Origin of the sequence: Xanthomonas translucens pv. undulosa (assembly GCF_017301775.1) — a bacterium.
GTDB lineage: Bacteria > Pseudomonadota > Gammaproteobacteria > Xanthomonadales > Xanthomonadaceae > Xanthomonas_A > Xanthomonas_A translucens.
The window spans coordinates 1,510,711-1,523,421 of sequence record NZ_CP063993.1 but is presented as its reverse complement, the minus strand read 5'-3'; the positions used below and the strand labels follow the sequence as shown (position 1 = coordinate 1,523,421).

12 protein-coding genes are annotated in these 12,711 nt (G+C 64.3%); all 12 read left to right on the top strand.

All coding sequences use genetic code 11. The annotated features are described in order from the left end of the window. The first annotated feature begins 63 nt into the window (after nt 1-63). Entirely contained in the window at nt 64-4,287 is a 4,224-nt protein-coding gene (rpoC, locus tag ISN38_RS06405; RefSeq protein ID WP_003469148.1) for a DNA-directed RNA polymerase subunit beta', read from the top strand. 218 nt (nt 4,288-4,505) lie between these two features. Beyond that, nucleotides 4,506-4,880 (top strand): 30S ribosomal protein S12, encoded by a 375-nt coding sequence (gene rpsL, locus ISN38_RS06400; protein ID WP_003469157.1) that lies wholly within the window; start codon nt 4,506-4,508, stop codon nt 4,878-4,880. 14 nt (nt 4,881-4,894) lie between these two features. After that, on the top strand, nt 4,895-5,362 hold the full coding sequence (gene rpsG / locus ISN38_RS06395; RefSeq protein WP_003469159.1) for a 30S ribosomal protein S7: 468 nt from the start codon (nt 4,895-4,897) through the stop codon (nt 5,360-5,362). A 140-nt stretch (nt 5,363-5,502) separates the two neighbouring features. After that, nucleotides 5,503-7,593 carry an elongation factor G gene (gene fusA / locus ISN38_RS06390; protein WP_003469161.1) on the top strand — a complete coding sequence of 697 codons (2,091 nt, stop codon included), beginning with the start codon at nt 5,503-5,505 and terminating at the stop codon, nt 7,591-7,593. A gap of 90 nt (nt 7,594-7,683) precedes the next feature. Beyond that, nucleotides 7,684-8,874, top strand: a complete 1,191-nt coding sequence (gene tuf, locus ISN38_RS06385) for an elongation factor Tu (RefSeq protein ID WP_047324579.1) — start codon at nt 7,684-7,686, stop codon at nt 8,872-8,874. A gap of 457 nt (nt 8,875-9,331) precedes the next feature. Next, complete coding sequence (rpsJ, locus tag ISN38_RS06380; protein WP_003470680.1) at nt 9,332-9,667, top strand: 30S ribosomal protein S10; 336 nt, start codon at nt 9,332-9,334, stop codon at nt 9,665-9,667. A gap of 11 nt (nt 9,668-9,678) precedes the next feature. Next, the gene (gene rplC, locus ISN38_RS06375) at nt 9,679-10,329 is read left to right on the top strand and encodes a 50S ribosomal protein L3 (RefSeq protein ID WP_046979794.1); all 651 of its coding nucleotides are present in this window, start codon (nt 9,679-9,681) and stop codon (nt 10,327-10,329) included. 12 nt (nt 10,330-10,341) lie between these two features. Further along, nucleotides 10,342-10,947, top strand: a complete 606-nt coding sequence (gene rplD, locus ISN38_RS06370; protein ID WP_047325541.1) for a 50S ribosomal protein L4 — start codon at nt 10,342-10,344, stop codon at nt 10,945-10,947. Beyond that, nucleotides 10,944-11,243, top strand: a complete 300-nt coding sequence (gene rplW, locus ISN38_RS06365) for a 50S ribosomal protein L23 (protein ID WP_003470672.1) — start codon at nt 10,944-10,946, stop codon at nt 11,241-11,243. The genes rplD and rplW overlap by 4 nt, the downstream gene beginning before the upstream one ends. Before the next feature lie 10 nt (nt 11,244-11,253). Then, the gene (gene rplB / locus ISN38_RS06360) at nt 11,254-12,081 is read left to right on the top strand and encodes a 50S ribosomal protein L2 (RefSeq protein ID WP_003470669.1); all 828 of its coding nucleotides are present in this window, start codon (nt 11,254-11,256) and stop codon (nt 12,079-12,081) included. Nucleotides 12,082-12,087: 6 nt separating this feature from the next. Continuing rightward, a complete protein-coding gene (gene rpsS / locus ISN38_RS06355) occupies nt 12,088-12,357 on the top strand; it encodes a 30S ribosomal protein S19 (RefSeq protein ID WP_003470666.1) in 270 nt (89 codons plus the stop codon). Between the two features lie 12 nt (nt 12,358-12,369). Next, nucleotides 12,370-12,705 (top strand): 50S ribosomal protein L22, encoded by a 336-nt coding sequence (gene rplV, locus ISN38_RS06350; RefSeq protein ID WP_003470663.1) that lies wholly within the window; start codon nt 12,370-12,372, stop codon nt 12,703-12,705. The last annotated feature ends 6 nt before the right edge of the window (nt 12,706-12,711 follow it).

The window sequence follows — 12,711 nt, the reverse complement described above, 5'->3', positions numbered from 1 at the left end:
TCCCGTCAGAAAGCCTTCCCGCCCCGTCCTCGATACGAAATTCCTCCGACCCGGAGATACCCAATGAAAGACCTGCTCAACCTCTTCAACCAGCAGCGCCAGACGCTGGACTTCGACGCGATCAAGATCGCGTTGGCCTCGCCGGACCTGATCCGTTCGTGGTCCTTCGGCGAGGTGAAGAAGCCGGAAACGATCAACTACCGGACCTTCAAGCCCGAGCGCGACGGCCTGTTCTGCGCCGCCATCTTCGGCCCGATCAAGGACTACGAGTGCCTGTGCGGCAAGTACAAGCGCATGAAGCACCGTGGCGTGGTCTGCGAGAAGTGCGGCACCGAAGTGACCCTGGCCAAGGTGCGCCGCGAGCGCATGGGCCACATCGACCTGGCCTCGCCGGTCGCGCACATCTGGTTCCTGAAGTCGCTGCCCTCGCGCATCGGCCTGATGCTGGACATGACCCTGCGCGACATCGAGCGCGTGCTGTACTTCGAAGCCTACGTGGTGACCGAGCCGGGCCTGACCGCCCTGGAGCGCCGCCAGCTGCTGACCGAAGAGCAGTTCCTGACCGCGCGCCAGGAGCACGGCGACGACTTCGACGCCGCGATGGGCGCCGAGGCGGTGTACGAGTTGCTGCGCACGATCGACCTGCAGTCGGAAATGACCCGCCTGCGCGAAGAGATCGCCGGCACCGGGTCGGAAACCAAACTCAAGCGTCTGACCAAGCGCATCAAGCTGGTCGAAGCCTTCCTCGAGTCGGGCAACCGTCCGGAGTGGATGGTGATGACCGTGCTGCCGGTGCTGCCGCCGGATCTGCGCCCGCTGGTGCCGCTGGACGGCGGCCGCTTCGCGACCTCCGATCTAAACGACCTGTACCGCCGCGTCATCAACCGCAACAACCGCCTGCGCCGCCTGCTCGAACTCAATGCGCCGGACATCATCGTGCGCAACGAAAAGCGCATGCTGCAGGAATCGGTGGATGCGCTGCTGGACAACGGCCGCCGCGGCCGTGCCATCACCGGCACCAACAAGCGCCCGCTGAAGTCGCTGGCCGACATGATCAAGGGCAAGCAGGGCCGGTTCCGCCAGAACCTGCTCGGCAAGCGCGTGGACTACTCGGGCCGTTCGGTCATCGTGGTCGGCCCGACCCTGCGCCTGCACGAGTGCGGCCTGCCGAAGAAGATGGCGCTGGAGCTGTTCAAGCCGTTCGTGTTCGCCAAGCTGCAGCGTCGCGGCCTGGCCACCACCATCAAGGCCGCCAAGAAGCTGGTCGAGCGCGAAGAAGCCGAAGTCTGGGACATCCTGGAAGAGGTCATCCGCGAGCATCCGGTGCTGCTGAACCGTGCGCCGACCCTGCACCGCCTGGGCATCCAGGCCTTCGAGCCGGTGCTGATCGAAGGCAAGGCGATCCAGCTGCATCCGCTGGTGTGTACCGCGTTCAACGCCGACTTCGACGGCGACCAGATGGCCGTGCACGTGCCGCTGTCGCTGGAAGCGCAGCTCGAAGCGCGCGCGCTGATGATGTCCACCAACAACATCCTGTCGCCGGCCAACGGCGAGCCGATCATCGTGCCGTCGCAGGACGTGGTGCTGGGCCTGTACTACATGAGCCGCGCCCTGGAGAACAAGAAGGGCGAAGGCATGGTGTTCGCCAACATCGCCGAAGTGAAGCGTGCCTATGACAACCGTGCGGTCGAACTGCACGCCAAGGTCAAGGTCCGCATCACCGAGACGGTGATCGACGAGGACGGCGGCCGCAGCAAGAAGACCTCGATCGTGGACACCACGATCGGGCGCGCGCTGCTGGCCGAAATCCTGCCGGAAGGCCTGCCGTTCGCGCTGGCCAACACCGAGCTGACCAAGAAGAACATCAGCCGCCTGATCAACTCCAGCTACCGCCAGCTGGGTCTGAAGGACAGCGTCGTGTTCGCCGACAAGCTGATGTACACCGGCTTCGCTTACGCGACCCGCGCCGGCGTGTCGATCGGCATCGACGACATGCTGATCCCGGACGAGAAGAAGGGCATCCTGACCGAGGCCGAGGCCGAAGTGCTGGAAATCCAGGAGCAGTACCAGTCCGGCCTGGTCACCGCCGGCGAGCGCTACAACAAGGTCGTGGACATCTGGTCGCGCACCAACGAGCGCATCGCCAAGGCGATGATGGACACCATCGGTACCGAGAAGGTCACCAATGCCAAGGGCGAGACCATCGACCAGAAGTCGATGAACTCGCTATACATCATGGCCGACTCCGGTGCGCGTGGTAGCCAGGCGCAGATCCGTCAGCTGGCCGGCATGCGCGGCCTGATGGCGCGTCCGGATGGCTCGATCATCGAGACCCCGATCAAGGCCAACTTCCGCGAAGGCCTGAACGTGCAGGAGTACTTCAACTCCACCCACGGCGCTCGTAAGGGTCTGGCCGATACCGCGCTGAAGACCGCCAACTCCGGTTACCTGACCCGTCGCCTGGTCGACGTGGCGCAGGACGTGGTGATCACCGAACCCGATTGCGGCACCACCGAAGGGTTGACCATGACCCCGATCGTGGAAGGCGGCGACGTGGTCGAGCCGTTGCGCGACCGCGTGCTCGGCCGCGTGGTGGCCGAGGACGTGTTCCTGCCTGGCAACGACGAGGATCCGATCGTCACGCGCAACACGCTGCTCGACGAGCAGTGGGTCGCCAAGCTGGAAGAGGCCGGCGTGCAGACGCTGAAGGTGCGCTCCACGATCACCTGCGCCTCCTCGTTCGGCGTGTGCGCCCGCTGCTACGGCCGCGACCTGGCGCGCGGTCACCTGGTCAACATCGGTGAAGCGGTCGGTGTCATCGCCGCGCAGTCGATCGGCGAGCCGGGTACCCAGCTGACCATGCGGACCTTTCACATCGGCGGCGCGGCATCGCGTGCGGCGGCGGTGGACAACATCACGGTCAAGACCACCGGTTCGATCAAGTTCAATAACCTCAAGTCGGTCGAGCACGCCAGCGGTTCGCTGGTGGCGGTGTCGCGTTCGGGCGAACTGTCGGTGCTCGATGGCCACGGCCGCGAGCGTGAACGCTACAAGCTGGCCTACGGCGCAACGATCACCGCGAAGGACGGCGACGCGGTCAAGGCCGGCCAGTCGGTGGCCAACTGGGATCCGCATAACCACCCGATCGTGTCGGAAGTGGCCGGTTTCATCCGCTTCATCGACTTCATCGACGGCGTCACCGTCATCGAGAAGACCGACGATCTGACCGGCCTGGCCTCGCGCGAGATCACCGATCCGAAGCGCCGCGGCGCCCAGGCCAAGGACCTGCGCCCGATCGTGCGCATCGTCGACGGCAAGGGCAACGACCTGACCATCCCGGGCACCGATCTGCCGGCGCAGTACCTGCTGCCGCCGCGCTCGATCGTCAACCTGCAGGACGGTGCGGCGGTGGGCGTGGGCGACGTGGTCGCCAAGATCCCGCAGGAAGCGTCCAAGACCCGCGACATCACCGGTGGTCTGCCGCGCGTAGCCGATCTGTTCGAGGCGCGCAAGCCGAAGGATCCGGCGATCCTGGCCGAGCGCTCGGGCATCATCAGCTTCGGCAAGGACACCAAGGGCAAGCAGCGCTTGATCATCAAGGACACCGATGGTTCGGAACACGAAGAGCTGATTCCGAAGTACCGCCAGATCATCGTGTTCGAAGGCGAGCATGTGGCCAAGGGCGAGACCGTGGTGGACGGCGAGCCGAGCCCGCAGGACATCCTGCGCCTGCTCGGCGTGGAGCCGCTGGCCGCGTACCTGGTCAAGGAAATCCAGGACGTGTACCGCCTGCAGGGCGTGAAGATCAACGACAAGCACATCGAGGTCATCACCCGGCAGATGCTGCGCAAGGTCGAGATCACCGACCAGGGCAACAGCAAGTTCCTCAACGGCGAGCAGGCCGAGCGCCAGCGCGTCATCGAGGAAAATGCCCGCCTGGGCAACCGCAACGAGCTGCCGGCCAAGTACGACCCGGTGCTGCTGGGCATCACCAAGGCTTCGCTGGCCACCGAGTCGTTCATCTCCGCGGCCTCGTTCCAGGAGACCACCCGCGTCCTCACCGAGGCGGCGGTCCGCGGCACCAGCGACACGCTGCGCGGCCTGAAGGAAAACGTGATCGTCGGCCGCCTGATCCCGGCCGGTACCGGCCTGGCCTACCACAGCCTGCGTCGTCGCAACTCCAGCGGCCTGACCGAGTCGGAAATGCAGACCCTGTCAGGCGGCAACGCCGAGCCGGCGGTCGAAGCGCCAGCGCCAGCGCCGGCAGCGGCCAGCAGCGAGGAGTGAGCCGGATCGGCCGCGTGCGCGGGGCCGGTCGTAAGCGAAATGGGGCGCAACGGATGCGCCCCGTGTTCCGGCCCGGGATGGGCAGCAGGTTAAGTTTCCGTTGAGTTGACGGCACTTTTACTTGCCCGCTATACTTTCCTGTCTCGGCAGGCCGTCCTTCGGCCTGCCTTCGTTTTCACGCATCCAGGCCCCACGGCCTCAATCAGAAGAATCCACTGATGGCGACGATCAACCAGCTGGTCCGCAAGCCGCGGCAGGCGACCACCTACAAGAGCGCCTCTCCGGCGCTGGACAAGTGCCCGCAGCGCCGTGGCGTCTGCACGCGCGTGTACACCACCACCCCGAAGAAGCCGAACTCGGCCCTGCGTAAGGTCGCCAAGGTGCGCCTGACGAACCAGGAAGAGGTCATCAGCTACATCGGCGGCGAAGGCCACAACCTGCAGGAGCACTCCGTGGTCCTGATCCGCGGCGGTCGCGTCAAGGATCTGCCGGGCGTGCGCTATCACACCGTGCGCGGTTCGCTCGATGCCGCCGGCGTCGCCAAGCGTCGCCAGGGTCGTTCCAAGTACGGCGCCAAGCGTCCGAAGAGCTAAGGGAAAGCACACAAATGTCTCGTAAAGGTTCTACTCCGCAGCGCACCGTCCTGCCGGATCCCAAGCACGGCAGTGAAACCATCGCCCGTTTCATCAACATGGTGATGCTGAGCGGCAAGAAGTCGGTCGCCGAAAAGATCGTTTATGGCGCAATGGACGTCATCGGCGAGAAAAACCCGAATGCGGTCGAGCTGGTGCAGAAAGCGCTGGATAACGTCGCTCCGGCGGTCGAAGTCAAGTCGCGTCGCGTCGGTGGTGCCACGTACCAGGTGCCGGTCGAGGTGCGTTCCTCCCGTCGCATGGCGCTGGCCATGCGCTGGCTGATCGACTCGGCGCGCAAGCGCGGCGAGAACTCGATGCCGCGCAAGCTCGCGGCCGAGCTGGTCGACGCCTCGGAAAACCGTGGTGGCGCCATCAAGAAGCGTGAAGAAACCCACCGCATGGCGGAAGCGAACAAGGCGTTCGCGCATTACCGCTGGTGACCTTCCGGGCCTTGGAAACAGGGTCCGTCGGCACAATCTCCATGTGCTGCTAGCGGCGCCGCTGAGCGCTGCACAAATCCGAAGGCCGCCGCAAGGCGGCGTTCGGCCATCCGCAATTCAAGAATTCTGAGAGGCTCCCTGTGGCCCGCAACACTCCCATCGAGCGTTACCGCAACTTCGGCATCATGGCTCACATCGATGCCGGCAAGACCACCACCTCCGAACGCATCCTGTTCTACACCGGTGTCAGCCACAAGATCGGCGAGGTGCATGACGGTGCCGCGACGATGGACTGGATGGAGCAGGAGCAGGAGCGTGGCATCACCATCACCTCCGCCGCGACCACCGCGTTCTGGAGCGGCATGGACAAGTCGCTGCCGCAGCACCGCTTCAACATCATCGACACCCCCGGGCACGTCGACTTCACCATCGAAGTCGAGCGTTCGCTGCGCGTGCTCGACGGCGCGGTGTTCGTGCTGTGCGCGGTCGGCGGCGTGCAGCCGCAGTCCGAGACCGTGTGGCGCCAGGCCAACAAGTACGCGGTGCCGCGTCTTGCCTTCGTCAACAAGATGGACCGTACCGGTGCCAACTTCGACAAGGTGGTCGAGCAGCTGAAGTCGCGCCTGGGTGCCTACCCCGTGCCGATGCAGGTGCCGATCGGCGCCGAAGACGGCTTCGAGGGCGTGGTCGACCTGCTCAAGATGAAGGCGGTCCATTGGGATACCGCCTCGCAGGGCACCGTGTTCGAATACCGCGAGATCCCCGCCAACCTGGCCGACAAGGCCGTCGAGGCGCGCGCGTTCATGGTCGAGGCCGCGGCCGAAGCCAACGAAGCACTGATGGACAAGTACCTCAACGAGGGCGAGCTGTCCGAAGAGGAAATCGTCAGCGGCCTGCGCGAGCGCACGCTGAAGGTGGAAGTGGTGCCCGTGTACTGCGGTACCGCGTTCAAGAACAAGGGCGTGCAGGCGATGCTCGACGGCGTGATCCAGCTGCTGCCTTCGCCCAGCGACCGTCCGCCGGTCAATGGAATCGACGAGGACGACAAGGAAGACAGCCGTCCGGCTACCGACACCGCGCCGTTCTCGGCGCTGGCGTTCAAGATCATGACTGATCCGTTCGTGGGCTCGCTGACCTTCTTCCGCGTCTACTCCGGCACGCTGAACTCCGGCGACCAGGTGTACAACCCGGTCAAGTCGCGCAAGGAGCGTGTGGGCCGTATCCTGCAGATGCACTCCAACAATCGCGAAGAGATCAAGGAAGTGCGCGCGGGCGACATCGCCGCGGCGGTGGGCCTGAAGGACGTCACCACCGGCGACACGCTGTGCGCGCAGGACCACATCATCATCCTGGAGCGCATGGTGTTCCCGGAGCCGGTGATCTCGATGGCGGTGGAGCCGAAGACCAAGTCGGACCAGGAAAAGATGGGCGTCGCGCTGAGCCGCCTGGCGCAGGAAGATCCCTCGTTCCGCGTCAACACCGACGAAGAATCCGGCCAGACCATCATCCGCGGCATGGGCGAGTTGCACCTGGAAATCATGGTCGACCGCATGAAGCGCGAGTTCAACGTCGAAGCCAACGTCGGCAAGCCGCAGGTGGCCTACCGCGAGACCATCCGCAAGGCGGTCAAGCAGGAAGGCAAGTTCGTCCGCCAGTCCGGTGGTAAGGGTCAGTACGGTCATGTCGTGCTCGAGATCGAGCCGCAGGAGCGTGGCCTGGGCTACACCTTCGAGAACGCGATCGTCGGCGGCGTGGTGCCGAAGGAATACATCCCGGCGGTGGACAAGGGCATCCAGGAAGCGGTGGCCAACGGCGTGATGGCCGGCTACCCGATCGTGGACATCAAGGTCCGCCTGATCGACGGTTCCTACCACGACGTCGACTCCTCGGAAATGGCGTTCAAGATCGCCGGCTCGATGGGCTTCAAGGAAGGCTTCAACAAGGCCAGCCCGGTGCTGCTGGAGCCGATCATGAAGGTCGAGGTGGTGACCCCGGAAGATTACCTGGGCGACGTGATGGGAGACGTCAGCCGTCGTCGCGGCATCCTGCAGGGCCAGGACGACAGTCCGTCCGGCAAGGTGATCAACGCGATGGTGCCGCTGGGCGAAATGTTCGGCTACGCCACCACGCTGCGCTCGATGTCGCAGGGGCGCGCCACGTTCTCGATGGAGTTCGACCATTACGCCGAAGCGCCGACCAACATCGCCGAGTCGGTCATCAAGAAGAGCTGAGATCAGCGTGACGGGATTCGGGATTCGGGCATCGCAAGTCCCGCATCCCGGTCCCTTGTCCCCCATTCCGAATTAGAAGGTAATTACATCATGGCAAAGGGTAAGTTCGAGCGCACCAAGCCGCACGTCAACGTCGGCACCATCGGTCACGTCGACCACGGCAAGACCACGCTGACCGCAGCGCTGACCAAGATCGGCGCAGAGCGCTTCGGCGGCGAATTCAAGGCCTATGACGCGATCGACGCGGCGCCGGAAGAGAAGGCGCGCGGCATCACGATCTCGACCGCGCACGTGGAATACGAATCGCCGAACCGCCACTATGCGCACGTCGATTGCCCGGGCCACGCCGACTACGTGAAGAACATGATCACCGGTGCGGCGCAGATGGACGGCGCGATCCTGGTGTGTTCGGCCGCGGACGGCCCGATGCCGCAGACCCGCGAGCACATCCTGCTGTCGCGCCAGGTCGGCGTGCCGCACATCGTGGTGTTCTTGAACAAGGCCGACATGGTCGACGACGCCGAGCTGCTCGAGCTGGTCGAGATGGAAGTGCGCGAGCTGCTGAGCAAGTACGACTTCCCCGGCGACGACACCCCGATCATCCAAGGTTCGGCGCGTCTGGCGCTGGAAGGCGACCAGAGCGAGATCGGCGTGCCGTCGATCCTGAAGCTGGTGGAAGCGCTGGATACGTTCATCCCGGAGCCGCAGCGCGACGTGGACAAGCCGTTCCTGATGCCGGTGGAAGACGTGTTCTCGATCTCCGGCCGCGGCACCGTGGTGACGGGCCGTATCGAGCGCGGCGTGATCAAGGTGGGCGACGAAATCGAAATCGTCGGCATCCGTGCCACGCAGAAGACCACGGTCACCGGCGTGGAAATGTTCCGCAAGCTGCTGGACCAGGGTCAGGCGGGCGACAACGCCGGTCTGCTGCTGCGCGGCACCAAGCGTGACGACGTGGAGCGCGGCCAGGTGCTGTGCAAGCCGGGTTCGATCAAGCCGCACACCGAGTTCGAAGCCGAAGTCTACGTGCTGTCGAAGGACGAGGGCGGCCGTCACACCCCGTTCTTCAAGGGCTACCGTCCGCAGTTCTACTTCCGCACCACCGACATCACGGGCGCGTGCGAGCTGCCGGAAGGCGTGGAGATGGTGATGCCGGGCGACAACGTGAAGATGGTGGTCACGCTGATCAACCCGGTGGCGATGGACGAAGGCCTGCGTTTCGCGATCCGCGAAGGCGGCCGGACCGTCGGCGCCGGCGTGGTCGCCAAGATCATCAAGTAATGCCCGCTGTGGCGATTTCGGTCGCCGCGGTTCCAGTAGAAGGGTCGGCGCAAGCCGGCCCTTTTTCGTTGCGAGGAGGGGTGGGGCGGTGATCCGCAAAATTGTTGCCGCAAGATGTTGCGGGCGGGTGAATCAGTCGCTATAATGCGCGGCTCGGCATTCCTGGGTAGGGTGCCGGATACAACGCGAAAAGAGAGGCAGGATGCCCCTCGTGTTCGCCAGACCGGGAAGGTCGCGCTGCATGAAGCATTCAACGGCCTTGCGCTGTTGACGTTGTTTTATCTGCGCATTATACTTTTCCGTCTGGGCAGGCCGGGTAACTGGTCTGCCTCAGTTTTTGGGCGGAGGAATGGCCCTCGCCAGCTGGATGCTCGGCGGTATACGACGTCAGGAAATAATCGGGGCAGGTATCCCAGAGGCCTTGCCCGTCGCTCTTTTAACGAAGGAACCCACCGCCATGGCGGAGCAAAAGACCGGTCAGAAAGCGGATCAGAAGATCCGGATTCGGCTGAAGGCGTTCGATCATCGTCTGATCGACCGTTCGGCCAGCGAGATCGTTGAGACGGCCAAGCGGACCGGCGCGCAAGTGCGCGGCCCGATCCCGCTGCCGACCAAGATCGAACGCTACACCATTCTCGTTTCTCCGCACGTCGACAAGGACGCGCGCGACCAGTACGAGACCCGCACGCACAAGCGCGTGCTCGACATCATCGGCCCTAACGACAAGACCGTGGACGCGCTGATGAAGCTCGAGCTCGCGGCGGGCGTCGATGTCCAGATCAAGTTGACCTGAGGACTACGACCATGACGAAGAAATATTCGTTGGGCTTCGTGGGCCGCAAGGCCGGCATGAGCCGCGTCTTCACCGAAGACGGCCGCTCCATCCCGGTCACCCTGATCGAAGCGACCCCGAACCGCATCACCCAGCTCAAGACCGTCGAAAGCGACGGCTACAGCGCCGTGCAGATCACCGTGGGCGCCCGTCGCGCCGCGCTGGTCAACAAGCCTGCCTCCGGCCACTACGCCAAGGCGAAGGTCGAAGCCGGTCGCGGCCTGTGGGAGTTCCGCGTTGAAGACGCGCAGCTGGGCGATTACGCCATCGGCGGCGAGATCAAGGCGGACATCTTCGAGGTCGGCCAGAAGGTCGACGTCCAGGGCGTCACCAAGGGCAAGGGTTTCCAGGGCACCATCAAGCGGTACAACTTCCGCATGGGCGATGCGACCCACGGTAACTCGCTGTCGCATCGCGCGCCGGGTTCGCTGGGTCAGCGCCAGACCCCGGGTCGCGTTTTCCCGGGCAAGAAGATGTCCGGCCACATGGGCGCGGTGCAGCAGAGCACGCAGAATCTGGAAGTGGTCAAGGTCGACGTCGAGCGTGGCCTCATCGCCATTCGCGGCGCTGTGCCTGGCGCTGCCGGTGGCGACGTGATCGTGCGTCCGGCTAGCAAGGCATAAGGAGAGATGACGATGGAACTCGTTATCACGGGTAGCAACAACAAGGTCTCGGTCTCCGACGCCGTGTTCGGTCGCGATTTCAGCGAGGATCTGGTTCACCAGGTCGTCGTCGCCTATCGCAACGCCGGCCGCGCCGGCACCAAGGCGCAGAAGACGCGTTCGGAAGTCAACGGCACCACCAAGAAGTCGAAGAAGCAGAAGGGCGGTGGCGCACGCCACGGCGCGCTGACCGCTCCGATCTTCGTTGGCGGCGGCGTGACCTTCGCGGCCAAGCCGCGCAGCTTCGAGCAGAAGGTGAACCGCAAGATGTATCGCGCCGCGATCTGCGCGATCCTTTCGGAGCTCAACCGCCAGGGTCGCCTGATGGTCGTCGACGCGTTCGACGTCGAGGCCAGCAAGACCAAGGATCTGATCGAGAAGCTGAAGGGTCTGGAAGTGGGCAAGCGCCCGCTGATCGTGACCGAAGAGGCGTCCGAGCATCTGTACCTGTCGGCGCGCAACCTTCCCTACGTGGAAGTGCGTGACGTGCAGGGCCTGGATCCGGTGTCGCTGGTCGGGGCCGATACGGTCGTGATCACCGCCGATGCGGTCAAGAAGGTCGAGGAGTGGCTGGCATGAGCAGCAACGAAAAAATCTTCAGCGTGCTGCGTGCCCCGCGTGTCTCCGAAAAGACCGCGCGCCTGCAGGAGCTCTCCAATCAGTACGTCTTCGAGATTTCGAGCGAAGCCACCAAGGCCGATGTCAAGGCCGCGGTCGAGCAGCTGTTCGACGTCAAGGTCGAGTCGGTCAACGTGTTGAACGTCAAGGGCAAGAACAAGTCCTTCCGTTCGCGCAGCGGTCGTCGCGGCGATTGGCGCAAGGCGTACGTGCGTCTGGCCGAAGGCCAGTCCATCGACGTAACGGCCAAGGCCTGAGGTCCATCCCATGCCATTGATGAAATTCAAACCCACCTCTCCCGGCCGTCGTTCGGCCGTGCGCGTGGTCACGCCTGATCTGCACAAGGGCGCCCCGCACGCCGCCTTGCTGGAGCCTCAGAGCAATTCTGGTGGTCGTAACCACCACGGCCGCATCACCACCCGTCACGTCGGCGGTGGTCACAAGCAGCACTACCGCATCATCGACTTCAAGCGCAACAAGGAAGGCATTCCGGCGCGTGTGGAGCGGATCGAATACGATCCGAACCGCACCGCTCATATCGCCCTGCTGTGCTATGCCGACGGCGAGCGCCGCTACATCATCGCGCCGAAGGGCCTGAAGGCCGGCGACCAGGTGATCGCCGGTTCGGATGCGCCGATCAAGACCGGCAACACGCTGCCGCTGCGCAACATCCCGGTCGGTACGACGGTGCACGGCATCGAGCTGAAGCCGGGCAAGGGCGCGCAGATCGCGCGCGCTGCAGGCGCTGCGGTGCAGCTGGTCGCGCGTGAAGGCATCTACGCCACCCTGCGTCTTCGCTCCGGCGAAATGCGCAAGGTGCCGGTCGAGTGCCGCGCCACCATCGGCGAAGTCGGCAACGACGAGCACAACCTCGAGAAGCTGGGCAAGGCTGGCGCCAAGCGCTGGCGTGGCGTGCGTCCGACCGTTCGCGGTGCGGCCATGAACCCCGTCGATCACCCGCACGGTGGTGGCGAGGCGAAGGCCGGTCAGGGTAATCCGCATCCGGTCACTCCGTGGGGTGTGCCGACCAAGGGTTACAAGACGCGCCATAACAAGCGCACCGAACAATTCATCGTCCGCGATCGTAGGGGCTAATCGACCATGGCACGTTCACTCAAGAAAGGCCCGTTCGTCGATCACCACCTCGTCAAGAAGGTGGAGGCCGCGGCCGGCAGCAAGCGTCCGATCAAGACCTGGTCGCGTCGCTCGATGATCCTGCCGGAGATGGTGGGTTTCACCATCGCCGTGCACAACGGCAAGAACCACGTTCCGGTGCTGGTCAACGAGAACATGGTCGGCCACAAGCTCGGCGAATTTGCCGTCACCCGGACCTTCAAGGGTCACGGTGGCGACAAGAAGTCGAGCCGGTAAGGAGAGATGACGATGGAAGCGAAAGCAATCCTGCGCACTGCGCGCATCTCCCCGCAGAAGGCCCGCCTGGTCGCCGACCAGGTGCGCGGTCTTTCCGCCGAGCGGGCGGTCAACCTGCTGAAGTTCTCGGATAAGAAGGCTGCCCACCTGATCAAGAAGGTGGTGGAGTCGGCGATCGCCAATGCCGAGAACAACCAGGGCGCGGATGTCGACGAGCTGAAGGTCAAGACCATCATGGTTGATGAAGGTCCGACCCTGAAGCGTTTCATGGCGCGGGCGAAAGGCCGCGGTACCCGCATCCTCAAGCGCACCAGCCACATCACTGTGGTTGTGGGCGCCGCCAAGTAAGCGGAA

What these genes read in the sequence shown, in the direction of transcription:
- rplW (WP_003470672.1), top strand. Translation starts at nt 10,944, where the DNA reads ATGAGCAGCAACGAAAAAATCTTCAGCGTGCTGCGTGCCCCGCGTGTC.
- rpsL (WP_003469157.1), top strand. Translation starts at nt 4,506, where the DNA reads ATGGCGACGATCAACCAGCTGGTCCGCAAGCCGCGGCAGGCGACCACC.
- tuf (WP_047324579.1), top strand. Translation starts at nt 7,684, where the DNA reads ATGGCAAAGGGTAAGTTCGAGCGCACCAAGCCGCACGTCAACGTCGGC.
- rpsS (WP_003470666.1), top strand. Translation starts at nt 12,088, where the DNA reads ATGGCACGTTCACTCAAGAAAGGCCCGTTCGTCGATCACCACCTCGTC.
- rpsG (WP_003469159.1), top strand. Translation starts at nt 4,895, where the DNA reads ATGTCTCGTAAAGGTTCTACTCCGCAGCGCACCGTCCTGCCGGATCCC.
- rpsJ (WP_003470680.1), top strand. Translation starts at nt 9,332, where the DNA reads ATGGCGGAGCAAAAGACCGGTCAGAAAGCGGATCAGAAGATCCGGATT.
- rpoC (WP_003469148.1), top strand. Translation starts at nt 64, where the DNA reads ATGAAAGACCTGCTCAACCTCTTCAACCAGCAGCGCCAGACGCTGGAC.
- rplC (WP_046979794.1), top strand. Translation starts at nt 9,679, where the DNA reads ATGACGAAGAAATATTCGTTGGGCTTCGTGGGCCGCAAGGCCGGCATG.
- rplD (WP_047325541.1), top strand. Translation starts at nt 10,342, where the DNA reads ATGGAACTCGTTATCACGGGTAGCAACAACAAGGTCTCGGTCTCCGAC.
- rplB (WP_003470669.1), top strand. Translation starts at nt 11,254, where the DNA reads ATGCCATTGATGAAATTCAAACCCACCTCTCCCGGCCGTCGTTCGGCC.
- rplV (WP_003470663.1), top strand. Translation starts at nt 12,370, where the DNA reads ATGGAAGCGAAAGCAATCCTGCGCACTGCGCGCATCTCCCCGCAGAAG.